The sequence below is a fragment of the Serratia sp. Z4 genome (assembly GCF_009900725.1).
GTDB lineage: Bacteria > Pseudomonadota > Gammaproteobacteria > Enterobacterales > Enterobacteriaceae > Serratia > Serratia nematodiphila.
The window spans coordinates 80,776-105,129 of sequence record NZ_JAAABD010000007.1 but is presented as its reverse complement, the minus strand read 5'-3'; the positions used below and the strand labels follow the sequence as shown (position 1 = coordinate 105,129).

Annotated in this window: 21 protein-coding genes; 13 read left to right on the top strand and 8 right to left on the bottom strand. The window is 60.6% G+C overall.

Translation table 11 applies throughout. The features are described from left to right. Positions 1-21: 21 nt before the first annotated feature. On the bottom strand, positions 22-945 hold the full coding sequence (locus tag GT753_RS20695; protein WP_160125902.1) for a LysR family transcriptional regulator: 924 nt from the start codon (positions 943-945) through the stop codon (positions 22-24). A 133-nt stretch (positions 946-1,078) separates the two neighbouring features. On the opposite strand from GT753_RS20695, the gene lysA reads away from it, so the two are divergent. After that, entirely contained in the window at positions 1,079-2,341 is a 1,263-nt protein-coding gene (gene lysA, locus GT753_RS20690; protein ID WP_021505676.1) for a diaminopimelate decarboxylase, read from the top strand. 27 nt (positions 2,342-2,368) lie between these two features. Here lysA and GT753_RS20685 read toward each other — a convergent pair whose 3' ends face one another. From GT753_RS20685 to galR, 3 genes are all read right to left on the bottom strand, one after another. Next, on the bottom strand, positions 2,369-2,671 hold the full coding sequence (locus GT753_RS20685; RefSeq protein WP_004931828.1) for a helix-turn-helix domain-containing protein: 303 nt from the start codon (positions 2,669-2,671) through the stop codon (positions 2,369-2,371). A 5-nt stretch (positions 2,672-2,676) separates the two neighbouring features. Beyond that, positions 2,677-3,021 carry a type II toxin-antitoxin system RelE/ParE family toxin gene (locus GT753_RS20680; RefSeq protein WP_160125901.1) on the bottom strand — a complete coding sequence of 115 codons (345 nt, stop codon included), beginning with the start codon at positions 3,019-3,021 and terminating at the stop codon, positions 2,677-2,679. A gap of 159 nt (positions 3,022-3,180) precedes the next feature. Beyond that, complete coding sequence (galR, locus tag GT753_RS20675) at positions 3,181-4,200, bottom strand: HTH-type transcriptional regulator GalR (RefSeq protein ID WP_160125900.1); 1,020 nt, start codon at positions 4,198-4,200, stop codon at positions 3,181-3,183. 221 nt (positions 4,201-4,421) lie between these two features. On the opposite strand from galR, the gene GT753_RS20670 reads away from it, so the two are divergent. From GT753_RS20670 to lplT, 3 genes are all read left to right on the top strand, one after another. After that, a complete protein-coding gene (locus GT753_RS20670; RefSeq protein ID WP_044030593.1) occupies positions 4,422-6,680 on the top strand; it encodes a molybdopterin guanine dinucleotide-containing S/N-oxide reductase in 2,259 nt (752 codons plus the stop codon). A gap of 346 nt (positions 6,681-7,026) precedes the next feature. Beyond that, positions 7,027-9,180, top strand: a complete 2,154-nt coding sequence (gene aas / locus GT753_RS20665) for a bifunctional acyl-ACP--phospholipid O-acyltransferase/long-chain-fatty-acid--ACP ligase (RefSeq protein WP_103086262.1) — start codon at positions 7,027-7,029, stop codon at positions 9,178-9,180. Beyond that, the gene (lplT, locus tag GT753_RS20660) at positions 9,180-10,364 is read left to right on the top strand and encodes a lysophospholipid transporter LplT (protein WP_160125899.1); all 1,185 of its coding nucleotides are present in this window, start codon (positions 9,180-9,182) and stop codon (positions 10,362-10,364) included. Before aas ends, lplT begins: the two co-directional genes overlap by 1 nt. 33 nt (positions 10,365-10,397) lie before the next feature. On the opposite strand, the gene GT753_RS20655 is transcribed toward lplT, so the two are convergent. The 4 genes from GT753_RS20655 to mutH all read right to left on the bottom strand — a co-directional run bounded on the left by GT753_RS20655 (position 10,398) and on the right by mutH (position 13,520). Then, entirely contained in the window at positions 10,398-11,438 is a 1,041-nt protein-coding gene (locus tag GT753_RS20655) for an NADP(H)-dependent aldo-keto reductase (RefSeq protein WP_015378923.1), read from the bottom strand. A 205-nt stretch (positions 11,439-11,643) separates the two neighbouring features. Next, positions 11,644-11,862, bottom strand: coding sequence for a YgdI/YgdR family lipoprotein (locus GT753_RS20650; RefSeq protein WP_004931843.1), 219 nt, complete (start codon positions 11,860-11,862; stop codon positions 11,644-11,646). A gap of 154 nt (positions 11,863-12,016) precedes the next feature. Further along, positions 12,017-12,733 carry a TerC family protein gene (locus tag GT753_RS20645; protein ID WP_004931845.1) on the bottom strand — a complete coding sequence of 239 codons (717 nt, stop codon included), beginning with the start codon at positions 12,731-12,733 and terminating at the stop codon, positions 12,017-12,019. A 100-nt stretch (positions 12,734-12,833) separates the two neighbouring features. Beyond that, complete coding sequence (gene mutH / locus GT753_RS20640; protein ID WP_004931848.1) at positions 12,834-13,520, bottom strand: DNA mismatch repair endonuclease MutH; 687 nt, start codon at positions 13,518-13,520, stop codon at positions 12,834-12,836. A gap of 696 nt (positions 13,521-14,216) precedes the next feature. Between mutH and rppH the strand changes: the two genes are divergently transcribed. The 9 genes from rppH to recC all read left to right on the top strand — a co-directional run bounded on the left by rppH (position 14,217) and on the right by recC (position 24,344). Further along, complete coding sequence (gene rppH / locus GT753_RS20635) at positions 14,217-14,744, top strand: RNA pyrophosphohydrolase (protein WP_004931849.1); 528 nt, start codon at positions 14,217-14,219, stop codon at positions 14,742-14,744. Between the two features lie 12 nt (positions 14,745-14,756). Beyond that, entirely contained in the window at positions 14,757-17,003 is a 2,247-nt protein-coding gene (gene ptsP / locus GT753_RS20630; protein WP_015378921.1) for a phosphoenolpyruvate--protein phosphotransferase, read from the top strand. Between the two features lie 223 nt (positions 17,004-17,226). Continuing rightward, on the top strand, positions 17,227-18,099 hold the full coding sequence (gene lgt, locus GT753_RS20625) for a prolipoprotein diacylglyceryl transferase (protein ID WP_015378920.1): 873 nt from the start codon (positions 17,227-17,229) through the stop codon (positions 18,097-18,099). A gap of 7 nt (positions 18,100-18,106) precedes the next feature. After that, positions 18,107-18,901 (top strand): thymidylate synthase, encoded by a 795-nt coding sequence (gene thyA / locus GT753_RS20620; RefSeq protein WP_015378919.1) that lies wholly within the window; start codon positions 18,107-18,109, stop codon positions 18,899-18,901. Positions 18,902-19,075: 174 nt separating this feature from the next. Further along, complete coding sequence (locus GT753_RS20615) at positions 19,076-19,579, top strand: prepilin peptidase-dependent protein (RefSeq protein WP_015378918.1); 504 nt, start codon at positions 19,076-19,078, stop codon at positions 19,577-19,579. After that, the gene (locus tag GT753_RS20610) at positions 19,573-20,151 is read left to right on the top strand and encodes a prepilin peptidase-dependent protein (protein ID WP_160125898.1); all 579 of its coding nucleotides are present in this window, start codon (positions 19,573-19,575) and stop codon (positions 20,149-20,151) included. The genes GT753_RS20615 and GT753_RS20610 overlap by 7 nt, the downstream gene beginning before the upstream one ends. Continuing rightward, positions 20,148-20,594: a YgdB family protein gene (locus GT753_RS20605; protein WP_015378916.1), complete on the top strand. Its 447-nt coding sequence runs from the start codon at positions 20,148-20,150 to the stop codon at positions 20,592-20,594. Before GT753_RS20610 ends, GT753_RS20605 begins: the two co-directional genes overlap by 4 nt. Beyond that, the gene (locus GT753_RS20600; protein ID WP_015378915.1) at positions 20,584-20,940 is read left to right on the top strand and encodes a prepilin-type N-terminal cleavage/methylation domain-containing protein; all 357 of its coding nucleotides are present in this window, start codon (positions 20,584-20,586) and stop codon (positions 20,938-20,940) included. Before GT753_RS20605 ends, GT753_RS20600 begins: the two co-directional genes overlap by 11 nt. A gap of 32 nt (positions 20,941-20,972) precedes the next feature. Beyond that, the gene (gene recC / locus GT753_RS20595; RefSeq protein WP_075686104.1) at positions 20,973-24,344 is read left to right on the top strand and encodes an exodeoxyribonuclease V subunit gamma; all 3,372 of its coding nucleotides are present in this window, start codon (positions 20,973-20,975) and stop codon (positions 24,342-24,344) included. Positions 24,345-24,354: the final 10 nt, after the last annotated feature.

Sequence of the window (24,354 nt, the reverse complement as noted above, 5' to 3'; positions counted from 1 at the left end):
GGCAATATTCCCTGGCCGCTTTCAGCGCCTGACAGCGGCGGCCAGCCGGGCGGGGAAACCGGCCGCCTGCTGATGCAGATGGTCGATAAAGGCCGTGACCAGCGCAGAAGAAGGGCGATGCAGCGGCCGGATCAGGCTGACGGTGAACGGTACCTCGATGCTGAACGGCCGCACGTGCACCCCGCTGCCGGCATAGTCGAGCGCCGTCAACGGGTTGACGATCGATACGCCCACGCCGGCCCTCACCATGGCGCACACCGATGCTGCGCTGTGGGTCTCCATCACCATGCGCCGTTCGACGCCCTGTTCGGCGAACAGCGCATCCAGCAAGTGACGATAGCTGTCGGTGCTCGACAGGCTGATAAAGTTTTGCCCGGCGAAATCCTGCGGCGTCAGCTGGTCTTTTACCAGCAGCGGGTGGCCCGTCGGCAGCACGCACACTTCGTTCAACGTCATCAGCGTCACCCGTTCGGTGCCCGCCGGCGTGAGGGTGGTTTCCGTCAGCCCGAGATCGTGGCGCTGGGCAGACAGCCACTCTTCCAGCAGCGGCGACTCTTGCGGGATCACGCTGAAGCTGACTTCCGGATAACGTTCGATAAAGGGCTGGCACACCGCCGGCAGCAGCGATTGGGAGAATACCGGCAGACACACGATCGACAGCTGCGCCTGCTGAAACTGGCGGATGCCGGCGGCGGCGTTGACGATGCGATCGAGGCCGTAATAGGAGCGCTGTACCTCTTCGAACAACCGTAACCCTTGCACGGTGGGGGACAAACGCCCGCGCACCCGGTCGAACAGCTGCAGCCGAATCAGCTTTTCAAAGCGCGCCAGCTCGCGGCTGACGGTCGGTTGCGAGGTTTGCAGCAGGGCTGCCGCCTCGGTCAGGTTGCCGGTGGTCATCACCGCCCGAAAGATTTCGATCTGCCGCAAAGAGATACTGTGCATGGCGAGGCCGCTCGACTGTAGAGAAAGCCATATCATAAATGAATAGACTACGGCTAAATAGATATTTTCCACTCGATTCAGCGTGCGGCACTATGGCTTTATCTGCCGTCATTTTCGAATTGGGAATATCACCATGCCACGCCCGTTGCACGACACCTCCACCGCGTTGAACGCCGCTAACCTGCTGGCCTTGCCGCAGCGTTTCGGTTGCCCGGTCTGGGCCTATGATGCGGACATCATCAGCCAGCGCATCGCTCAGCTGCGCCACTTCGACACCATTCGTTTCGCGCAGAAGGCCTGTTCGAACATTCATATTTTGCGCTTGATGCGCGAGCAGGGTGTGAAGGTGGATTCGGTGTCGCTGGGCGAGATCGAACGGGCGCTGCAGGCCGGTTTTCAACCGGGCGGCGAACCGAGCGAGATCGTGTTTACCGCGGACGTGTTGGATCACGCCACGCTGGCGCGCGTCAGCGAATTGAAGATCCCGGTTAACGCCGGTTCCATCGACATGCTGGATCAGCTCGGCCAGGTTTCCGCAGGGCATCCGGTGTGGCTGCGCATTAATCCGGGGTTTGGCCATGGCCACAGCCAGAAAACCAACACCGGCGGCGAGAACAGCAAGCACGGCATCTGGTATGCCGACCTGCCGCAGGCGGTGGAGAAAATTCGCCGCTACGGCCTGAAGCTGATCGGCGTGCATATGCACATCGGTTCCGGGGTCGATTACCAGCATCTGGAGCGGGTCTGCGATGCGATGGTGCAGCAGGTGATCGATCTCGGTCATGACATCAGCGCCATTTCCGCCGGCGGCGGCCTGTCTATCCCGTATCAGTACGGCGAAGAGGCGATCGATACCGAACACTATTTCGGTTTGTGGAACCGGGCGCGTGAACGCATCGCCGCGCATCTGGGGCATCCGGTGCAGCTGGAGATCGAACCCGGGCGTTTCCTGATGGCAGAAGCGGGCGTCTTGGTGGCCGAAGTGCGGGCGGTAAAAGACATGGGCAGCCGCCACTTCGTGCTGGTGGACGCGGGTTTTAACGATCTGATGCGCCCGGCGATGTACGGCAGTTACCACCATATTTCGCTGTTGCCGGCCGATGGGCGCGATACCTCGGGGCAAGCGCTGCGCGACACGGTGATCGCCGGGCCGCTGTGCGAATCCGGCGACGTGTTTACCCAGCAGGCGGGCGGCGGCGTGGAAACTCGCGAGCTGCCGCCGGTGCAGATCGGCGATTATCTGGTGTTCCACGATACCGGCGCCTACGGCGCGTCGATGTCCTCCAACTACAACAGCCGTCCGCTGTTGCCTGAAGTGCTGTTCGAAAACGGCGAGCCGCGTTTGATCCGCCGCCGCCAAACCATCGAAGAGCTGATCGCGCTGGAACTTATCTGATCAGCGGGCGGGCGCCCGGCGCCCGCTTCACAGCGTCATGCGGCGGTGCTGGCCATTGGGCAATTGCACATCCAGCGACAGCGTGCCGCCCATCGCCTCGATATAGCGTTTGAGCGACGACAGTTTGATTTCGCTGCCGCGCTTTTCCAAATTGGCGACGGAGGGTTGGCTGATGCCGAGCCGCTTCGCCAATTCAACCTGAGAAACCGCCAACTCTTCCCTCAGCATCGCCAGCCGCAGCTCGAAAATCTCCTGGTCCGCTTTTTGTCTGGCGGCGGCAACGACGGCGGGATCGAGTTTATCGATCAGTTGGGATAAAGGTTTGGCCATCTGCACTACCTCCGGGTTGCCAGATAATGTGAAAACTCCATGGCGGCGATGGGCAACATGCGCTGGTAAAAGCGTTTGTCGCCGGTTTTATCGCCGCCGCACAGCAATACCGCTTGCCGCTGTGGATCAAAGGCGAAAAACACCCTGAAAGGGCGCCTGCGATGTTGAATGCGCAGCTCCTTCAACTGCCGGACCGCGTCGGAAAAATGCAGCGTATCGGCATGCGGCCGCGCCAATTGCGGACCGAACGTCTGCAATTTGTAGATCGCCGCCAGGATGCTTGTTTGCTGGGCGTTGTTCAGCGCTAAAAACCAGTCGTCAAACCGTTCGACGGTCACCACTTGCCACATGACGCGCTCCAAATATAGCGTTTATGCTATATAGTGTAAAGGTTATTGTGCCAACAATATGTACGAACGCTGGGAGCGGAAAAAATCCAAAAGCGGGAAATGCGGCGGGCTGCGCAATCTGAGCGCATGGGTGACGGCTCACCCATGCGGCGGCGGGAATTACGGCTGTTCGTGTGCGTTGTTGAGGGTGGCGACCGAGTGGCGGCGCACCAGCGTTGGGCTGAACATGTTGGTGATTTCCGGCAGCGGTTGCCGGTTGGCCAGCGCCAGCGCCAGCTCCGCCGCCTGGGTGGCCATCGCCACGATCGGGTAGCGAATGGTGGTCAGGCGCGGCCGAAGATAGCGCGAAATCAGCACGTCGTCGAAACCGATCAGCGAAATTTCCCCCGGTACGTCGACGCTGTTATCGCTCAGCACCGACAGCGCGCCGGCGGCCATCGGATCGTTGTAGCAGGTAATGGCGGAGAACGAACGGCCGCGGCCGAGCAATTCGGTCATCGCCTGTTCGCCGCCGATTTCGTCCGGTTCACCATAGGTGATCAGCTTTTCATCCACCGCGATACCGTGTTCCCGCAGCGCGTCGAGATAGCCCTGCAGCCGGTCGGTGGCGTCGGAAATCTGGTGGGTGGAGCAGATGATGGCGATGCGCTGATGCCCTTGCTGGATCAGATGACGGGTTGCCAGCCAGGCGCCGTAGCGATCGTCGAGCGCCACGCAGCGCGTTTCGAAGCCCGGCAGCGTGCGATTGATCAGCACCATGCCCGGGATCTGTTGCATCCAGCCGCAAAGTTCCTGATCGCTCAGCCTTTTGGCGTGCACAACCAGCGCTTCGCAGCGGTGCCGCACCAGCTGTTCAATCGCCTGACGCTCTTTTTCGGCGTCGTGGTAACCGTTGCCAATCAGCAGAAAATTGTGGGTGGCGTAGGCCACCTGCTCGACCGCTTTGACCATCGCGCCGAAGAAGGGATCGGAAACGTCGGAGACGATCAGCCCCAGCGTCTCGGTGGATTGCTGCGCCAGCGCCCGAGCGTTGGCGTTAGGGTGATACTGCAGCTGTTCCATCGCGGCCTGCACTGCGGTGCGCGACCCTTCGCTGGCCTTGGGGGAATTGTTTATCACGCGGGATACCGTGGCCACGGAAACCCCCGCCAGCCTGGCAACATCCTTTATCGTAGCCATATCAGTCAACACATCCTGGGTAATCGCTTACATCCCCCAGTTTTGCGGAAAAAAACCGGGGCTGCAAGCGGTCTCGTGCGCAACTTGTGGCGGCGGTTGCAGAATCTCTTCGAGTCTGTACGCATAACCAACTGCTACCGAACGATAGCGCAATTTGTACGTTGGCACCGGCGGTGGGCTTGAGGTAACGTCTGTGCATTCCGATTTGCGCCGAGAACGCCATGTCCATTAAACGCTATCCGCAGCTCGCCCATTGGGGCGCTTATACCGCCGTGGTTGAAGACGGCCGGCTTATCCGTTGTGAACCCTTCGTCGACGATCCCGACCCTTCGCCGCTGCTCGATTCCATCGCGCCGATGGTTTACTCCGACAAACGCATTCGCAAGCCGGCGGTGCGCCGCTCGTGGCTGCAAAAGCGCGAGGGCAGCGACCGTACGCTGCGCGGCAGGGAAGATTTCGTCGAGGTGGACTGGGAATTGGCGCTCGATTTGGTGGCGCAGGAGAATCGCCGGGTGCGCGAGCGCTACGGCGCCTCCGGGTTGTTTACCGGCTCTTATGGCTGGTCGTCGGCCGGGCGGTTGCACCATGCCCGCTCGCTGGTGCGGCGATTCTATTTCAGCGGCGGCGGTGGGGTCGATCAGCAGGGCAACTACAGCTGGGGCGCAGCGCAGTTCTTTCTGCCGTATGTGATCGGCACTTTCTCGCCGTTGACCGGGCGCGTCACCAGTTGGCCGAGCGTGGTGGAGCATTGCGAGCTGTTTGTGGCGTTTGGTGGGTTGGCGCTGAAAAACGCTCAGGTCTCTTCCGGCGGCGCGGCGGAACATGCGCTCAAGCCCTGGCTGCAAAAGCTGGCGCGCAAGGGTACGCCGGTGGTCAACATCAGCCCGATGCGCGATGATTGCCCCGAGTTCGTCAATGCGGAATGGATCCCGATCCGGCCGAATACCGACGTGGCGCTGATGCTGGCGCTGGCTTACGAAATCCAGCGGCTGGGCGCGCAGGATGAAGCCTTCCTGCACAGCCACTGCGTGGGTTATCAACAGTTGGCGGATTACCTGAACGGCGTGAGCGACGGCGTGGCGAAAACGCCGGCCTGGGCCAGCGCCATCACCGGCATTCCGACGGCGCGCATAGCGCTGCTGGCGCGGCAGCTGATCGGCGTGCGCAGTTTTATCACCTGTTCCTACTCTGTGCAGCGCGCGCATCGTGGCGAGCAACCGTACTGGATGATGATCGCGCTGTCGTCGATGCTGGGTCAGGTGGGGCTGCCGGGCGGCGGTTTTTCGTTCGGCCACGGCTCAATGAACGGCGTCGGCAACCCGCGCGTGGATACCCCCGCGCCGACCATGCCGGTAGGGGATAACCCGGCCGGGCTGGCGATCCCGGTGGCGCGCATCTGCGACATGCTGCTGCACCCCGGCGAAGCCTATCAATTTTGCGGCGAGACGCGGCATTATCCGGATATCCATCTGGTGCACTGGGCCGGCGGCAACCCGTTCCATCACCATCAGCAGTTGAACCGACTGGTGGAAGGTTGGCAGAAGCCGGATACGGTGATCGTCCAAGATATCTGGTGGACGGCGGCAGCCAAAATGGCGGATATCGTGTTGCCGGTCACCAGTTCGCTGGAACGCAACGACATCGGCGGCTCGTCGCGCGATCGCTACGTGTTGGCGATGCATCAGGCCATTTCGCCGCAGCATCAGGCGCGCAACGATTTCGATATCTTCGCCGATCTGGCGGAGCGTCTCGGTTATCGCGAGCGCTTTACCGAAAACCGCGATGAGCGCGCCTGGATCGAAGCTATCTATCGGCAATGCGGCGCGGCGCAGCAGCGCGCCGGCGTCGCCTGGCCCGAGTTTGAGGCGTTCTGGCAACGGGGCTATGTCGAGCTGCCCGCGCCGGCCAAAGAGTTTGTATTTTTTGACGCGTTTCGCGCCGATCCCCAGGTTAACCCGCTGCAAACGCCCAGCGGCAAGATCGAATTGTTCAGCGAGCGGATCGCCGGCTATCGCTACGAAGATTTCGCTCCGCATCCGCAGTGGCGGCCGCCGGTGGAGTGGCTGGGTGCGCCGCAGGCCAAAAACTGGCCGCTGCACCTGATCTCCATTCAGCCGAGCGATCGCCTGCATAGCCAGATGGATCCGGCGCCGCTGGCGCAGGGCAACAAGACCGCCGGGCGCGAAACCCTGTATATGCATCCGGACGATGCGGAGCCGCGCGGCGTGGCGGACGGCGCCGAAGTGCTGGTCAGCAATGCGCGCGGCAGCTGTCTGGCGGGGGTATCGCTCACCGATGGCGTGACGCGCGGCGTGGTGTTGATGGCGACCGGTGCCTGGTTCGAGCCGGGTTTCGACGCGCAGCGCCGGCCGGTCGAGCAGGCGGGCAACCCGAACGTGCTGACGCTGGATATCGGCACCTCGCCGCTGACGCAGGGGCCGAACGCCATGAGCTGCCTGGTCGAGGTCAGCGCGCGATGAGTGAAGATTTCACGTCTGGGTCACTGGCTCGGTCGTTGTTATATTTATTTTTTCGTCGCTGCGGGAAGGTTTAAGTTTCATTGAGTTATTACAGCAGATCGCGGGAAATTTACAGCTGGTTGCATTTGGAGCAGAACTCTTGCGATTCGGCGGTAGTTTCCTGCATGCCATCTCTCTAGAGTAGGTGATCCCAGAGGTATTGATTGGTGAGAAATCAGCATACTCTGTATGTTGAAGCCATTTTCAATTGCACCAACCTACGCGGATGCGTAGGTTTTTTTTTGCCTGCCATATAGTATTCTTTTCCCTACAACGATTTACGCCTCCATGGCCAAGGGAGAAGGGCATGATCTTTTCACTGCTGCGCGCGCTGTTTCGCCTGTTGTTTCGGGTACGGGTCGAAGGGGACGTCCAGCACTTCGAACGGCAAAAATTACTGATTACGCCGAACCACGTCTCTTTCCTCGACGGCGTACTGCTGGCGCTGTTCCTGCCGATAAAACCGGTGTTTGCGGTCTATGCCAGCATCGGCGAGAGCTGGTTTATGCGCTGGCTGCGGCCTTACATCGATTTCGTCTCGCTCGATCCCACCAAGCCGATGGCCATCAAGCAGCTGGTGCGCATGGTCGAACAGGGGCGGCCGATCGTGGTGTTCCCTGAAGGGCGCATCACCGTAACCGGCGCGCTGATGAAAATCTACGACGGCGCGGCGTTTATCGCCGCCAAATCGGGCGCCACCGTGGTGCCGGTGCGGATCGACGGCCCCGAATTCAGCCCGTTCGGCCGCATGGCCGGGGTGTTCAAGATCCGCTGGTTTCCGCAAATCAGCATCCGCATCTTGCCGCCGACCACGCTGCCGATGCCGGAGGCTCCGCGTGCGCGCGAGCGGCGGGCGCTGGCGGGCGATCGGCTGATGCAGATCATGATGCGGGCGCGCATGGAGACGCGCGAACCGCAGACGCTGTTCCATGCCTTGCTGGCGGCGCAGCAGCGCTATGGGCACCGCAAGCCCTGTATCGAAGACATCGCTTTCAAAGAGGACAGCTACCAAACGCTGATCAAGAAATCGCTGGGCGTCAGCCGCATTCTGCAGCGCTTTACCGCCGAAGGGGAGCACGTCGGGCTGCTGTTGCCCAACGCCACCATCACCGCGGCGGCGATCTTCGGCGCTTCGCTGCGCAACCGCATTCCGGCGATGCTCAACTACACCGCCGGCGCCAACGGCCTGAACAGCGCGATGACCGCCGCCGGCATCAAGACCATCGTCACCTCGCGTCAGTTCCTGGAGAAGGGCAAGCTGACCCATCTGCCGGAGCAGGTGACGCAGGCCAACTGGGTGTATCTGGAGGATCTGAAAGACACCGTTACGCTGGCGGACAAGCTGTGGATCCTGCGGCACTTGCTGCAACCGCAGCGCGCGATGTTGCCGCAACGCCCGGAGGACGCGGCGCTGATCTTGTTCACTTCCGGCTCCGAAGGCCACCCCAAGGGCGTGGTGCATTCGCATGCCAGCCTGCTGGCCAACGTAGAACAAATCCGCACCATCGCCGATTTCACGCCGCGCGACCGCTTCATGTCGTCACTGCCGCTGTTCCACTCGTTCGGCCTGACGGTGGGGCTGCTGACGCCGCTTCTCACCGGCAGCCGCATTTTCCTCTACCCCAGCCCGCTGCACTATCGCGTGGTGCCGGAGTTAGTGTATGACCGTAACTGCACGGTACTGTTCGGCACGGCGACCTTCCTCAACAACTATGCGCGCTTCGCGCATCCGTATGATTTCGCCCGCTTGCGCTATGTGGTGGCCGGCGCGGAGAAACTGGCGGACAGCACCAAACAGATCTATCAGGATAAATACGGCATCCGCATTCTGGAAGGCTATGGCGTGACCGAGTGCGCGCCGGTGGTGTCGATCAACGTGCCGCTGGCGACCAAGGTGGGCACCGTTGGCCGTATCATGCCGCAGATGGAGGCGCGTTTGATCGCGGTGCCGGGCATCGATAACGGCGGCCGCCTGCAGCTGAAGGGGCCGAATATCATGAAAGGCTACCTGCGGGTTGAACGTCCCGGTGAGCTGGAACCGCCGGCGGCGGAAGATGCGAACGGTGTGCTGCAGCCGGGTTGGTATGATACCGGCGATATCGTCAGCCTGGATGAGCAGGGTTACTGCACCATTCGCGGACGCGTGAAGCGCTTCGCCAAGCTGGCGGGCGAGATGGTGTCGCTGGAGAGCGTCGAACTGCTGGCGCAACGGCTGTCGCCGGAAAAACTGCATGCCGCCACGGTCAAAAGCGACAGCAGCAAAGGCGAGGCACTGGTGCTGTTCACCACCGATCCCGCCATTACCCGCGAGGCATTGCTGCGGGTGGCGCGCGAGCTGGGCAGCCCGGAGCTGGCGGTGCCGCGCGATATTCGCCTGTTGAAAACGCTGCCGGTGCTCGGCAGCGGCAAACCTGATTTCGTCACCTTGCGTCATATGGCCGAACAGCCGGAGAGTGCCTGATGAATCCTTCGACCGAATCCCCTTTGTTGTCACGCGGCATGATCGCGGTGATCAGCGCGCAGTTCCTCTCGGCGTTCGGCGACAATGCGTTGCTGTTCGCCACGCTGGCGCTGATCAAGCAGCAGCTGTATCCGGACTGGAGCCAGCCGATCCTGCAGATGGCCTTCGTCGCCACCTACATCATCCTGGCACCGTTTGTCGGCCAGGTGGCCGACAGCTTCGCCAAAGGGCGGGTGATGATGTTCGCCAACGCGCTGAAGCTGGCGGGGGCATTGGTGATCTGTTTTGGGGGGAACCCGTTTCTGGGTTACAGCCTGGTCGGCGTGGGGGCCGCCGCGTATTCTCCGGCCAAATACGGCATTCTGGGCGAGATCACCAGCGGCGAGAAGCTGGTCAAGGCTAACGGCCTGATGGAGGCCTCGACCATCGCCGCCATTCTGACCGGTTCGGTGGCCGGCGGTATTCTGGCGGACTGGCACGTGGTCGCGGCGCTGGCGGCCTGCGCGTTGGTTTACGCGGGGGCGGTGGTCGCCAACCTGTATATTCCACGTCTGGCGGCGGCGCGCCCAGGGGCTTCATGGCGGCCGCGGGCCATGACGAACAGTTTCTTTACCGCCTGCGTCACATTATGGCTCGATGGGCAGACGCGTTTCTCATTGATTGGCACCAGCCTGTTTTGGGGGGCCGGCGTGACGCTGCGTTTTCTGTTGGTGCTGTGGGTGCCGGTGGCGCTTGGCATCGCCGATAACGCCACGCCGACGCTGCTGAACGCCATGGTGGCCGTCGGCATCGTGGTGGGCGCCGGCGCCGCCGCGCGCTTCGTCACGCTGAAGACGGTGAAACGCTGCATGCCGGCCGGGATCCTGATCGGCATCGCGGTCGCGGTGTTTGCGCTGCAAACGACCATGCTCAATGCCTACGTCTTGCTGGCGCTCATCGGCATGCTGGGGGGCTTCTTCGTCGTGCCGCTCAATGCGTTGCTGCAGGAGCGGGGCAAACATTCGGTCGGCGCCGGTAATGCGATCGCAGTGCAAAACCTGGGTGAAAACGCCGCCATGTTGCTGATGCTGGGCCTGTATTCTTTGGTCGTGAAGCTGGGCGTGCCGGTGGTGGGCGTCGGCGTAGGGTTTGGCGTGGTGTTTGCGCTGGCGATTAGCGCATTGTGGTGGTCTCAGCGGCGGTGAAACGGGGCGCAGCCAGGCTGCGCCCTCAGGCTATCAAGGCGCCGGAATGGTAAACCGGGTGTGGATTTCTTCGAGCGCCTGCAGCACGTCCTCATCCAGAATCACGTCGAGGCTGTCGAGGTTGATTTTCAACTGATCCACCGAGGTGGCGCCCAGCAGAGTGCTGGCGACGAATGGCTGCTGACGCACGAAGGCCAAGGCCATCTGCGAAGGATCCAGCCCGTGTTTTTTGGCCAGCGCCACGTATTCGGCGATCGCCAACTGGGTTTGCTGCCCTGAATAACGGTTGAAACGGGTGAACAGCGTATTGCGCGCGCCGGCCGGTTTTGCGCCGTTGAGGTATTTACCGCTCAGGGTGCCGAACGCCAGGCTAGAATAGGCCAGCAGTTCCACCCCTTCGTGCTGGCTGATCTCGGCCAGGCCAATCTCAAAGCTGCGGTTCAGCAGGCTGTACGGGTTTTGAATCGACACGATGCGCGGCAGCTCATGTTTCTCCGCCAGCTGCAGGTAGCGCATCACGCCCCAGGGCGTTTCATTGGAAACCCCGATATAGCGGATCTTGCCGGCGCGCACCTGCTCGGTCAGCGCTTCCAGCGTTTCCAACAGCGTGACCGTAGCTTTGTCCTCGGTGTATTGATAGTTGAGTTTGCCAAAGCAGTTGGTAGCACGCTGCGGCCAGTGCAATTGATAAAGATCGAGATAATCGGTGTTCAGCCGCTTGAGGCTGGCGTCGAGCGCGGCGCGGATGTTTTTGCGATCCAGCGCCTGCTGCGGACGGATGCTGCTGTCGGTGCCGCGTACCGGGCCCGAAACTTTGCTGGCCAGGACGATTTTTTCGCGATTGCCGCGCGCCTTGATCCAACTGCCGATATAGCTCTCGGTCAGGCCCTGGGTTTCCGGGCGAGGCGGCACCGGGTACAGTTCGGCGGTGTCTATCAGGTTCACGCCTGCGGCCAATGCATAGTCCAGTTGCGCATGGGCGTCGGCTTCGCTGTTCTGTTCGCCAAAGGTCATGGTGCCCAGTCCCAGCACGCTCACTTCTAAAGAACTGTGGGGAATACGGTGGTATTGCATTAACGGCCTTCCTTTCTTGTTAGCGCTGACGGGCCGCGCGGCCCGGTGAAACAGGAGCCCAATTCAGAAGACGGCGCAAAGTCCGTCGGGCGGCGATGTCGCCTTTCCTGACTATAACCAAGCGGTGAAGATGGGGGAAGCGGATTCAGTGCGGAGACGAATGAGGGCTACCGCGCTTGAACGGGCGATAGCCGGCGAGCGGTGATTAGCGTTCGATAACCTGGGAAACCTGATCGCCGTTGATCTGGCGGTGGTTGCCTTTCTCGTCTTTATAACTGATGAGTCCGGTGTCTTCGTCGATCTCCGGTTTGCCTTGCGTCAGGATCATGTTCCCGTCTTTGGTCGCCATGACGTAGTCGCTGGAACATCCCGCCAAACCGGCCGCCATCACTAGCGCAGACACTGCCATTACCCACTTTTTCATCCTGCGGATCCTCGATTATGCAAAAACAATATTCTTTCAAGATTAGCAAACTCTTGGCCGGGGACGTCTCAGATAAGTCTTTATCTGATAAGAAAAACTGAAATGAGGGGGCAACGAAACGGCGGAAGCCGCCGATGGCGGCCTCCGCGCAGGGTTATTCCGGCGAACGATTTTTCTTGCTGCGCATCAGATTGAGCGCTTCTACCGACATGGAGAAGAACATGGCGAAGTAGATGTAGCCTTTCGGCACGTGCACCTGGAAGCTTTCCAGCATCAGCGTGAAGCCCACCAGGATCAGGAACGCCAGCGCCAGCATTTTCACCGACGGATGGCGATTGACGAATTCGCCGATCGGCCGGGCGGCGAACATCATCACGCCGACGGCAATCACCACCGCCGCCATCATGATGAACAGGTGATCGGAAAGGCCCACGGCGGTAATCACCGAATCCAGACTGAAGATGATATCCAACAGCATGATCTGTACGATCGCGCCGAAGAAGCTGTGCACCTTGGTGTGGTGCTCTTCTTCCGACCCTTCGATGGTTTCGTGGATCTCTTTGCTGGCTTTCCAGATCAGGAACAGTCCCCCCAGCAGCAGGATCAGATCGCGGGCGGAAATGGCGTGATCCAGCACGGTGAACAGCGGGTGCGTCAAGCGGATCACCCAGGCGATGGAGGCCAGCAGCGCCAGGCGCATCAGCATGGCGGCGGCCAAGCCCATTCGGCGAGCTTTGTTCTGTTGCGCTTTGGGCAGCTTCGCCACCACCAGCGACAGAAAAATGATGTTATCAATACCCAGTACGATCTCAAGAATGGTTAGCGTACCTAACGCTAACCAGGCATTGGGATCCATAATCCATTCGAACATTGCCCGACACACCTTAATACTTAATAAATGCAAAGCGTGAATTATACGCGTTTATCGTGGCGCTGACAGGGCTAGCTAAACCAGAGTTAAACGAAATCGCTTAGATTGAGAAATGTCTTGCCAGCAGCGCGCCGGTAAAACCCTTTTTCAGATAGAAACCGCGCGGCAGCGTCATGATAGGTTGCCCCTGTTCGCCGATGGCTTCGGTGAGCGCCTTGTTGTTGGCCGCTTTGGGGCGCAGTTGCAGCACTTCGCCGTGGCGTGCGGTGATGCGTTCTACGTGACCGAGCACAATCAGATCCATCAGCTCTTCCCAATCGCGGCGCAGCATCTCTTCTTCAGCAAGGCTCGGGCTCCACAGCAGCGGCGAACCGACGCGGCGCTGCGCCAGAGGGATTTGCCGTTCGCCCTCTACCGGTATCCACAACACGCGCGCCAGCTTGTGGCGAACGTGGCTGCTGGCCCAGGTGACGCCGCTGTTGCCGGTGAGCGGGGCGACGCAGACGAAAGTGGTCTCCAGTGGTTTGCCGGCGGCGTCGACAGGAATGGTTTTCAGCTCAATGCCCAGCTCAGGAAAATCCTGTTCCGGTTTACTGCCGGCCATGGCGCCGAGGTACAGCTCCAGCAGCATGCCCACCCAGCCTTTATCGCGTTTCAGATCCTTGGGGATCGGCAACTGCGCGCGGGCGGCCAGTTCGCCAAAACTGAAGCCGGCCAGCGCCTGAGCGCGCTCGAACAGCTGCCGTTCATTTTCCGGCGGGGGCGGCAGAGGGGATAAAAACGCCATAAATCAAGCCTGTCGAATTTGGTTGAAAAACGTACTGCATAGATACACGGGAAACGCTAACCCCAGTCGCCTGGGGAAAAGAATAATAGTAGCATGATTTTACATGACTTTTTTTCTTTCCTTGCGCGGGCGACAATGCACTTGCGGGGCTTGTTCACCTGAAGCCACCGACAATAAACAGGATCTTACACCTATTTATCCACAGATTTATGGGATAACCCAAATTTTTACCGATCACTGGTTCAATTTACAGCCTTGACTCAGGCGGATTTTTACGAATTTGTCCGTTTTGTGCGTAACTTGCCCGGATAATCTGTGGATAAAAACGGCGTTGGTGGATCTTTCGCCAGGGTAAGATCCTTACCGTGCATAGATCACATTTTTGCCCTGTAAATCACTGTGGGATATTGGTTAACTGTATGTTTTTAAGTTTAATATTTGTTTTTAGGTATGAGGGGGGATTTTAGGGGGCGAGAGTTTTACCGGCTTATCCCTCGAGTTCTGCACACACCTATCCACAGAAAAAGTGAATAAAACCGGTCTGAAAGGCTGGGGTATGTTTATAACTTTGCCTATATCTGTGAGTTATCCCAATGTTATCCGGCCCGCAGCGCCGTAAAGCAGTGGTTTACCGCCTGTAGCTTGTGTGAAACAATCAGGACATCTATGCGAATTTAAGCTTATCGAGGTAGTCCGGTGATCGATGATGATGGCTACCGCCCGAATGTTGGTATCGTAATCTGTAATCGTCAGGGGCAGGTCCTATGGGCCCGCCGTTACGGTCAGCACTCCTGGCAGTTTCCCCAAGGTGGGATTAACCCTGGCGAAACTGCGGAGCAGGCGATGTACCGTGAGCTGTTCGAAGAAGTGGGGCTGAGTAAAAAGGATGTGCGCATCCTGGCTTCGACCCGCAACTGGTTGCGCTATAAATTGCCGAAACGTTTGGTGCGTTGGGACACAAAGCCGGTTTGTATCGGCCAAAAGCAAAAATGGTTTTTGTTGCAGCTACTGTGCAATGACGCTGATATCAATATGCAGCGCAGCAGCACGCCGGAGTTCGACGGTTGGCGCTGGGTGAGCTTCTGGTATCCGGTGCGCCAGGTGGTGTCGTTCAAACGCGACGTCTACCGCCGGGTGATGAAAGAATTCGCCGTGACCGTGATGCCGATGCAAGAGCAGGCGGCGCCGCGGCAGGCCCCCGCTTATCGCCGAAAGAGAGGTTAAGTTAAGCCGACTATGCTCACGCGCTTGCGAGAAATTGTAGAGAAGGTGGCCGCGGCGGCCAGTCTGACGGATGCGCTGGATCTGCTGGTCAATGAAACCTGTCTGGCGATGGACACCGAAGTGTGTTCCATCTACCTGGCGGACAACGATCGCCGCTGTTACTACCTGATGGCCACGCGCGGGCTGAAAAAGCCGCGTGGGCGCACTATCGCATTGGCGTTTGACGAGGGCGTCGTCGGGTTGGTCGGCCGCCGAGCCGAGCCTATCAACCTGGCCGATGCCCAAAGCCACCCCAGTTTTAAATACGTTCCGCAGGTGAAAGAGGATCGTTTCCGATCCTTCCTCGGGGTGCCGATCATTCATCGGCGCCAACTGCTGGGGGTGCTGGTGGTGCAGCAGCGCGAGCTGCGCCAGTTCGATGAAAGCGAAGAGTCTTTCATGGTCACCCTGGCCACGCAGATGGCCGGGATCCTGTCACAGTCGCAGCTCAACGCCATTTTCGGTCAGTATCGCCAAACGCGCGTGCGCGCGCTGGCGGCCTCGCCCGGCGTGGCGGTGGCGGAAGGGTGGCAGGACAGCAGCCAGCCTTCGCTCGATCAGGTTTACCGCGCGTCGACGCTGGACACCGCCAGCGAGCGCGAGCGCCTGACGCTGGCGCTGGAAGAGGCCGGCGCGGAGTTTCGCCGTTTCAGCAAGCGTTTTGCCGCCAGCTCGCAAAAAGAGAGCGCGGCGATCTTCGATCTTTATTCTCACCTGTTAAACGACGCTCGCCTCAAGCGCGAACTGTTCGCCGAAATCGACAACGGTTCGGTGGCGGAGTGGGCGGTGAAGCAGGTGATAGAAGCCTTTGCCGAACAGTTCGCCAAACTGCAGGACACCTATATGCGCGAGCGCGGCAGCGACCTGCGCGCGCTGGGCCAACGCCTGCTGTTCCACCTCGACGACACCACCCAGGGCGCCACCCAGTGGCCGGCGCGTTTTGTGCTGGTGGCAGATGAGCTGACCGCGACATTGCTGGCCGAAGTGCCGCAGGATCGCCTGGTCGGCGTGGTGGTGCGCGACGGCGCCGCCAACTCGCATGCGGCGATTTTGGTGCGTGCGATGGGCGTGCCGACGGTGATGGGCGCCGACATCCAGCCTTCTCTGCTCAGCCAGCGGTTGCTGATCGTCGACGGTTATCGCGGTGAACTGCTGGTCGATCCTGAGCCGGTGTTGGTGCAGGAATACCAACGGCTGATCAGCGAAGAGCTGGAGTTGAGCAAGCTGGCGGAAGACGACGTCGAGCAGCCGGCGCAGTTGAAAAGCGGCGAACGCGTTCAGGTGATGCTGAACGCCGGCCTCAGCCCGGAACATGAACAGCTGTTGGGCGGCCGAGTGGATGGCGTGGGGTTGTACCGCACCGAAATCCCGTTCATGTTGCAAAGCGGTTTCCCGTCCGAAGAAGAACAGGTCGCGCAGTATCAAGGCATGCTGCAGCTCTATCCGAGCAAGCCGGTTACGCTGCGCACCCTGGATATCGGCGCCGACAAGCAACTGCCCTATATGCCGATCAGCGAAGAAAACCCTTGCCTGGGGTGGCGCGGCATCCGCATCACTCTGGATCAGCCGGAGATCTTTTTGATACAGGTGCGCGCTATGCTGCGCGCCAATGCCGGCACCGGCAACCTGGGCATTTTGCTGCCGATGGTCACCAGCCTGGAAGAGGTCGATGAGGCCAAGCGCTTGATTGACCGCGCCGGGCGCGAGGTGGAAGAGGTGCTTGGCTACGCGATCCCGAAACCGAAAATCGGCGTGATGCTGGAAGTGCCGTCGATGATTTTCCTGATCCCGCATTTGGCCGGGCGCGTCGACTTCATCTCGGTCGGCACCAACGATTTGACCCAGTACCTGCTGGCGGTGGATCGCAACAACACGCGGGTAGCCTCGCTGTACGACAGCCTGCATCCCGCGATGCTGCAGGTGCTGAAGCTGATCGCCGAGCAGGGGAAAGCAGCCGGGCTGCAGCTTAGCCTGTGCGGTGAGTTGGCCGGCGATCCCATGGGCGCGCTGTTGCTGGTGGGCATGGGCTATCGCAATCTGAGCATGAACGGCCGCAGCGTGGCGCGCATCAAATACCTGCTGCGGCATATCGACCTTGCCGACGCGGAAGTGTTGGCGCACCGGGTGTTGAACACCCAAATGACCACCGAAGTGCGCCATCTGGTGGCGGCGTTTATGGAACGACGCGGCATGGGCGGGTTGATTCGCGGCGGCAGATAATCGCCGCGCGATGTGATTTTTTTACAGAACTTTTCCCGCGCTGCCGGCCCGGACCGCGCTAAGCCTATGTTATGATGCGCAACCTCAGCGCGACGCATGTTCGTCGTCTTGCAAACCGCAGCGGTCAACGCTGCCGTTTGAAAGGCGTGTGACAACCTGCGCCGACGTTTGGCACCTGCCCGCCCCCGCATGGGGAAAAATAACAGACATGTTGTGGTGATAGATGAGCAATAGCTATCTGGCGTTTCCTAAATTTGATCCGGTCATTTTCTCCATTGGCCCGGTTTCTTTGCATTGGTACGGCCTGATGTATCTGGTCGGCTTCGTTTTTGCCATGTGGCTGGCGGTGCGCCGCGCCAACAAGCCGGGCAGCGGCTGGACCAAGGACGAAGTGGAAAACCTGCTCTACGCCGGTTTCCTGGGCGTATTCGTCGGCGGCCGCGTGGGCTATGTGCTGTTCTACAACCTGCCGCTGTTCCTGGATAATCCGCTCTATCTGTTTAAAGTCTGGGATGGCGGCATGTCGTTCCACGGCGGATTGATGGGGGTGATTCTGGTGATGTTCTGGTTCGCTCGCCGCACCAAGCGCACCTTCTTCCAGGTTTCCGATTTTATCGCGCCATTGATCCCGTTCGGCCTGGGCGCCGGCCGCCTCGGCAACTTCATCAACGGTGAACTGTGGGGCCGCGTGACCACCGACACCCCTTGGGCGATGCTGTTCCCAAGCTCGCGCAGCGAAGACGTGGCGCTCGCCGCCGCCGACCCTTCTCTGCTGCCGCTGCTGAATCAGTACGGCGTGCTGCCGCGTCACCCGTCCCAGCTGTATGAACTGCTGCTTGAAGGCGTGGTGCTGTTTATCATTCTGAACCTGTTCATCCGCAAGCCGCGGCCGATGGGTGCCGTATCGGGCCTGTTCCTGATCGGTTATGGCGCATTCCGCATCATCGTTGAAGCGTTCCGCCAGCCGGATGCCCAGCTTGGCCTGTTCGACGGCGTGATCAGCATGGGGCAGATCCTGTCCATCCCGATGGTGGTGGCCGGTGTTATTATGATGATTTGGGCGTACCGTCGTCGCCCGCAGCAACAACTGTCGTGAGGGACAAATGAAACAGTATCTGGATTTGATGAACAAGGTGCTCGCCGAGGGCACCCCTAAAGCCGACCGTACCGGCACTGGCACATTGTCGATTTTCGGCCACCAGATGCGTTTCAACTTGCAGGAAGGTTTCCCGTTGGTGACCACCAAGAAATGTCATCTGCGTTCGATCATTCATGAGCTGTTGTGGTTCCTGAACGGCGATACCAACATCGCCTATCTGCGTGACAACAAGGTCACCATTTGGGACGAGTGGGCCGATGAAAACGGCGATCTCGGCCCGGTGTACGGCAAGCAGTGGCGCGCCTGGGGCGCGGCGGACGGTCGTCAGATCGATCAGCTGAGCAACGTGCTCCAGCAGCTGAAACAAGATCCGGATTCGCGCCGCATCATCGTTTCCGCCTGGAACGTCGGTGAGCTGGACCAGATGGCGCTGGCGCCGTGCCACGCGTTCTTCCAGTTCTACGTGGCGGACGGCAAGCTCTCTTGCCAGCTGTACCAGCGTTCCTGCGACGTCTTCCTCGGCCTGCCGTTCAACATCGCCAGCTACGCGCTGTTGGTGCATATGATGGCGCAGCAGTGCGATTTGGACGTCGGCGACTTCGTCTGGACCGGTGGCGATACCCATCTGTACAGCAATCATATGGAACAGACGAAGCTGCAGCTGACGCGTGAACCCCGTCCGTTGCCGAAGCTGGTGATCAAACGCAAGCCGGCTTCGCTGTTCGATTACCGTTTCGAAGACTTCGAGATCGAAGGTTACGATCCGCACCCGGCCATCAAGGCGCCGGTCGCGATCTGACCTTAACCGCATCACACCAGGGGCGCAGCGATTGCGCCCCTTTTTTTATCCGCATTGCGCGCCGCGCCGCATTTTATTGTCGCCATTTGTCGCTACAGGGAAAACATTGCGCAGTTTGCCGCAAGGCTTGCGCATGCGGCTTTACCGCCTTGTTACGGCCCTTAAACTGGCCGCATGAATGAAAATACGCTCTCGAACATCGATCACCGCCAGCGTGGCATGACGCTGATTGAGCTGTTGGCTGCGCTCCTGATCGCCGGCATGCTCACCGGCTGGGGCGTCGGTCAATGGCGTCACCATCAGCAAACGTTGCGCCTGGAACATACTGCCCAACAGCTGCTGGCGTTTTTACTGCGACTGCAGGCGGACGCCAACTGGCGCAACCGCACGACGCTGCTGTGGTTCAAGAACGGCACGCCCTGGTGCCTGGGCGGCGGTGTGCCGCCGCCGGATTGCGCTTCCGCCGAGGGTTCCGTTTTCTCACCGTCTTACCGCGACGTCGTTTTGAGCGGCTACACCGACAAAGAGATCGGGTTTTACGGCTTGCGCAATACCGCGCAGGCGGGGCACATCCTGCTCAGCAACGAGGCAGGCGGCCTGCGGCTAGTGCTGTCCGCCCGAGGGCGGCTGCGTTTGTGCAGCGAAGGGCTCCGGATAAGGGGGATCGCGCCATGCTGACTGTAGAACGCGGTTTTACCTTGCCGGAGGTGATGTTGGCGCTGGTGTTCGGCAGCGTGATCGCGCTCGGCGCCGCGAAAACCTACCCGCTGTTGCGCCAGCAAAACGTGGCCGTCGGCCAGCATTTTCGGCTGGAGTCAACGCTGCGGCAACTGGCGTTCGGCATCGAGAAAGACCTGCGCCGCGCCGGTTTCTGTGCCGGGCAGTGCGCCGGCCGCCCGCTGCTGATCGGCCAGGCGGTGGGAGAAGCGGCGGGCAGCTGCGTTATCTTCGCTTACGATATCACCCGCAGTGGGCAATGGCTCACCTCGGGCGAGGATGCAGGTTATTTCGGCTATCGGCTGCGCAATGGCGGCTTGGAAGGGCAGCGCGGCGTAAGCCAATGCGACGGCGGCGGCTGGGAGCGGCTGCTCGATCGTGACGAAGTGCGCATTGAGCGGTTTCATGTGGCGATAGAGCGCGGGGAGTATGGCGGTGCGCTGGCCCGTTTGACTCTGGCGGGGCGCTCTGTCGGCGATGCGCGTATCAGGCGCAGCCTGAGCGGGAGCGTCGAAATGGCGGCGTTGCCATGAACCGGCGGAGCCAGCGAGGTGGCAGTACTTTGGCGGCGGTAATGTTGCTGCTGGCGTTGGGGTTGATGTTGCTCAATGCCCAGCACCGGCAATTGGATAACGCGCTGTTACTGGCCGCCGATCAGCAGCGCTACCTCCAGGCTTACAATCAGGCCGCATCGGCGCTGAGTTGGGGCATGCTCCAGCGTTGGCCGCGCGCCGAGCTGAGTGCGGCGGCCTGGTTATGCAGGCAGCGCGCGGAACTGACGGCCTGCGCCCGGCTGTCTGCCAGAGCGGGCGTCGTGACGGTACGCGGCCTTGGGGAGATGCGCGGCGGTGAGCCGCTTTGGCTGTATCAATGGGGCGCGTTTGACGGTGCGGAATCGGTCGGCAGGGTGCAAGCGCAGCCGGGCGGCCGGCTGGATTTTTGCCCCGAGAAAAGGCCGGCCGACTGTGAGGGTTAACGCTCGCGCAGGGCGGTTATCCCGCAACGGCTTCAGCCTGCCGGAAGTGTTGGTGGCGGCATTGTTGTTCTCGGTGTCGCTGCTGGGCTTGTTACAGTATCATCAGGTGCTGTTGCAGTCGTTCCAGCGCCAGTGGCACTACCGGCAAGCCTGGGTGATGGCGCATCAGCAGTTGGAGGCGTTCGCAGTCACCGGTCGGCTCGATGCCGAACCGCTGCCGGAAGGCTGGCGACGCGAGACGGCGTTCGACGGCGCGGATGCGGATTGCCGCCGATTGACGGTCAGAGTACAAACTCCGCAACGGCAGTGGGCGACGCTGAGCCGCTGGTATTGCACCCGTTTTTGAGCCGGTACGTATCTTGTTTTAAAGGAGTCTTCATGTTCACGGTTTATCATTCCAATCAGCTGGATTTGTTGAAAACGCTGACCAGCGCGCTGATAGCCAGAGATCCGTTGACCGATCCTTTTCAACAGGAGGTGGTGCTGGTGCAAAGCCCCGGTATGGCGCAATGGCTGCAGATGCAGCTGGCGGAACAGTTCGGTATCGCCGCCAATGTCGCGTTTCCGCTGCCGGCGACCTTCATTTGGGACATGTTCACCCGGGTGTTGCCGGATATTCCGAAAGAGAGCGCCTTCAGCAAGGATGCCATGACCTGGAAGCTGATGTGGTTGTTACCGGAGATGCTGACTCAGCCGGCGTTTGCGCCACTGCAGCACTATCTGACCGATGACGGCGACAAGCGCAAAATCCACCAGTTGGCTGGCCGGGTCGCCGACCTGTTCGACCAATATTTGGTTTATCGCCCGCAGTGGCTGGAGAGCTGGCAGCGCGGCGAGCGCATCGACGGTCTGGCGGAGGCTCAGCAATGGCAGGCGCCGCTCTGGGCGCGACTGGTGGAATACACGCGCGAATTGGGGCAGCCGGAATGGCACCGCGCCAATCTGTACAGCCGCTTTATCCACGCGCTGGAGCAGGCAAAAACGTGCCCGCCCGGTTTGCCGCCGCGGGTGTTTATCTGCGGCATCTCGGCATTGCCGCCGATCTATCTGGAAGCGCTGCAGGCGCTGGGGCGGCATATCGACATCCACCTGATGTTCACCAACCCCTGTCGCTACTATTGGGGTGATATTCAGGATTACGCCTTTCTGGCCCGCTTGCAGAGCCGCAAGCGTCGTCACTATCATCAGGCGCGCGAGCAAGGGCTGTTCCGCGAGCCGGATGACGCGGCGCGCCTGTTTGACGCCGAAGGGCAGCAGCAACTCAGCAACCCGCTGCTGGCCTCCTGGGGCAAGCTGGGGCGCGATCACCTTTACCTGCTGTCGCAGATGGAAGGGGCGCAAGAGGTCGACGCCTTTGTCGATATCCCGGCCGATACCATGCTGCACGCCGTTCAGCGCGATATGCTGGAACTGGAAGACCATGCGGTAATCGGTATTACCGCGGAAACGCTGGAAAGCAGCTTCAGCAAACGTCCGCTTGATGAAAACGACCGCTCCCTCAGCCTGCACGCCTGCCACAGCCCACAGCGGGAAGTGGAGGTGCTGCACGATCAACTGCTGACCATGCTTGCGCAGGATCCCGCGTTGACGCCGCGCGACATCATCGTGATGGTGGCGGATATCGACAGCTACACGCCTTACATTCAGGCGGTGTTCGGCAATGCCCCCGCCGAGCGCTACCTGCCGTTTGCCATTTCTGACCGTAAAGCGCGCCAGGCGCATCCGGCTTTGCAGGCGTTCATCTCCCTGCTCGATTTGCCGCAAAGCCGCTTTACGTCGGAACAGGTGCTGGCGCTGCTGGAAGTACCTGCCCTGGCCGCCCGTTTCGCCATTGGCGAAGAGGGGTTGCGCCTGTTGCGTCACTGGGTCGGTGAATCCGGCGTGCGCTGGGGTCTGGACGACGATAACGTGCGCGAACTGGATCTGCCCGCCACCGGCCAGCACACCTGGCGATTCGGCATTACGCGCATGCTGCTCGGTTACGCGATGGACAGCAACGCCGGCGATTGGCAGGGCATTTTGCCTTACGATGAATCGAGCGGGTTGGTCGCCGAACTGGCGGGGCAACTGGCAGACCTGCTGGCGCAGCTCAGCCACTGGCGGCAAATCTTGAGCGAAGCGCGCTCGCTCGAGGCGTGGCTGCCGCTGTGCCGCCAACTGCTGGATGCCTTCTTCGCAGCGGACAGCGATACCGAAGTGGTGCTGGCATTGATTGAGCAGCAGTGGCAGCAGGCCATTAATTTTGGCTTGGCGGCGCGCTATCCCGATGAGGTGCCGTTGACCATTCTGCGCGACGATCTGGCGGCGCGCCTCGATCAGGAGCGCATCAGCCAGCGCTTCCTCGCCGGGCAAATCAACTTCTGTACGCTGATGCCGATGCGCTCGATTCCGTTCAAGGTGGTGTGCCTGCTGGGCATGAACGACGGCGTGTATCCGCGCACGCTGCCGCCGCTGGGCTTTGATCTGATGGCGCAGCAGGTCAAGCGCGGCGACCGCAGCCGCCGCGATGACGACCGATATCTGTTCCTGGAAGCGATTCTGTCCGCTCAGCAGCGGCTATATATCAGCTTCATCGGCCGTTCCATTCAGGACAACAGCCCGCGCTACCCTTCTGTGCTGGTCACTGAGCTGCTTGAGTACCTGGAGCAAAGCTATTGCCTGCCGGGAGATGAGGAACTCAGCGCAGACGACAGCGCCCGGCGGGTTGGTGAGCACTTGCTGAAGTGGCATGCGCGCATGCCGTTCGCCGCCGAGAATTTCTTGCCGGGCTCGGAGGCGCAAAGCTATGCCGCCGAGTGGCTGCCCGCCGCAGATGGTCGCGGTGCGGCGCATCCGGCGTTCAACCAGCCGCTGCCTGCCGAAGCGCTGCAGCAAATATCATTGGATGAGCTGCTGCGGTTTTACCGCCATCCGATTCGCGCGTTTTTCCAATTGCGGTTGGGCGTCAGTTTTATCCTGGAAGAGACTGAGCTGCCGGACGAAGAGCCCTTCACGCTGGATAACCTCAGCCGCTACCAGTTCAACAGCCAACTGCTGAATACCCTGATCGACGGCGACGATCCCGAACGGTTGTTCCAGCGGGTGCGTGCCGCCGGCGGCTTGCCCTATGGCGCCTTTGGCGAGATCTATTGGCAAAAGCAGCAGGAAGAGATGAGCGAACTGGCCGAGCAGGTGCGTGCGGAACGCGCAGAGAGCCATAGCCTGGAATTGGATATCGATATTGCCGGCGTACGTCTCAGCGGCTGGCTGCATCAGGTGCAGGATGACGGCCTGTTGCGCTGGCGGCCCGCCACGTTGTCGGCGGTGGATGGCATATTGCTGTGGCTGGAGCATCTGGTGTACTGCCGCGCCGGCGGCACCGGCGAGAGCCGCATCTACGGCCGCAAGAACTCCGCCTGGCGCTTTGCCGCGCTGGCGCCTGAAGAGGCGCAGGCGCAGTTGGCGGAGCTGCTGGCGGGTTATCAGCGCGGTCTGTGTCAGCCGCTGTTGTTGCTGAACAAGAGCGGCTGGGCGTGGCTGAGTCAGTGCTATCAGCCGGAAACACAGCAAATCGACTGGGAGGAAGAAGCGCAAACAAAGGCTCGCGCCAAATTGCTGCAGGCCTGGCAGGGCGATCAGCGCATTCCCGGAGAAGGGGAAGATCCCTACGTTCAGCGAGTGTTCCGCCAATTGGATAATGAATACTTAGCGCAAATACTGGCCGAAACAGAGCGTTATCTGCTGCCGGTGGCGCGTCATAACCTGGGGTAACAATCCCCCG

Coding starts and splice junctions, on each gene's coding strand:
- GT753_RS20695 (WP_160125902.1), bottom strand. CDS start 945: ATGCACAGTATCTCTTTGCGGCAGATCGAAATCTTTCGGGCGGTGATG.
- lysA (WP_021505676.1), top strand. CDS start 1,079: ATGCCACGCCCGTTGCACGACACCTCCACCGCGTTGAACGCCGCTAAC.
- GT753_RS20685 (WP_004931828.1), bottom strand. CDS start 2,671: ATGGCCAAACCTTTATCCCAACTGATCGATAAACTCGATCCCGCCGTC.
- GT753_RS20680 (WP_160125901.1), bottom strand. CDS start 3,021: ATGTGGCAAGTGGTGACCGTCGAACGGTTTGACGACTGGTTTTTAGCG.
- galR (WP_160125900.1), bottom strand. CDS start 4,200: ATGGCTACGATAAAGGATGTTGCCAGGCTGGCGGGGGTTTCCGTGGCC.
- GT753_RS20670 (WP_044030593.1), top strand. CDS start 4,422: ATGTCCATTAAACGCTATCCGCAGCTCGCCCATTGGGGCGCTTATACC.
- aas (WP_103086262.1), top strand. CDS start 7,027: ATGATCTTTTCACTGCTGCGCGCGCTGTTTCGCCTGTTGTTTCGGGTA.
- lplT (WP_160125899.1), top strand. CDS start 9,180: ATGAATCCTTCGACCGAATCCCCTTTGTTGTCACGCGGCATGATCGCG.
- GT753_RS20655 (WP_015378923.1), bottom strand. CDS start 11,438: ATGCAATACCACCGTATTCCCCACAGTTCTTTAGAAGTGAGCGTGCTG.
- GT753_RS20650 (WP_004931843.1), bottom strand. CDS start 11,862: ATGAAAAAGTGGGTAATGGCAGTGTCTGCGCTAGTGATGGCGGCCGGT.
- GT753_RS20645 (WP_004931845.1), bottom strand. CDS start 12,733: ATGTTCGAATGGATTATGGATCCCAATGCCTGGTTAGCGTTAGGTACG.
- mutH (WP_004931848.1), bottom strand. CDS start 13,520: ATGGCGTTTTTATCCCCTCTGCCGCCCCCGCCGGAAAATGAACGGCAG.
- ptsP (WP_015378921.1), top strand. CDS start 14,757: ATGCTCACGCGCTTGCGAGAAATTGTAGAGAAGGTGGCCGCGGCGGCC.
- lgt (WP_015378920.1), top strand. CDS start 17,227: ATGAGCAATAGCTATCTGGCGTTTCCTAAATTTGATCCGGTCATTTTC.
- thyA (WP_015378919.1), top strand. CDS start 18,107: ATGAAACAGTATCTGGATTTGATGAACAAGGTGCTCGCCGAGGGCACC.
- GT753_RS20615 (WP_015378918.1), top strand. CDS start 19,076: ATGAATGAAAATACGCTCTCGAACATCGATCACCGCCAGCGTGGCATG.
- GT753_RS20610 (WP_160125898.1), top strand. CDS start 19,573: ATGCTGACTGTAGAACGCGGTTTTACCTTGCCGGAGGTGATGTTGGCG.
- GT753_RS20605 (WP_015378916.1), top strand. CDS start 20,148: ATGAACCGGCGGAGCCAGCGAGGTGGCAGTACTTTGGCGGCGGTAATG.
- recC (WP_075686104.1), top strand. CDS start 20,973: ATGTTCACGGTTTATCATTCCAATCAGCTGGATTTGTTGAAAACGCTG.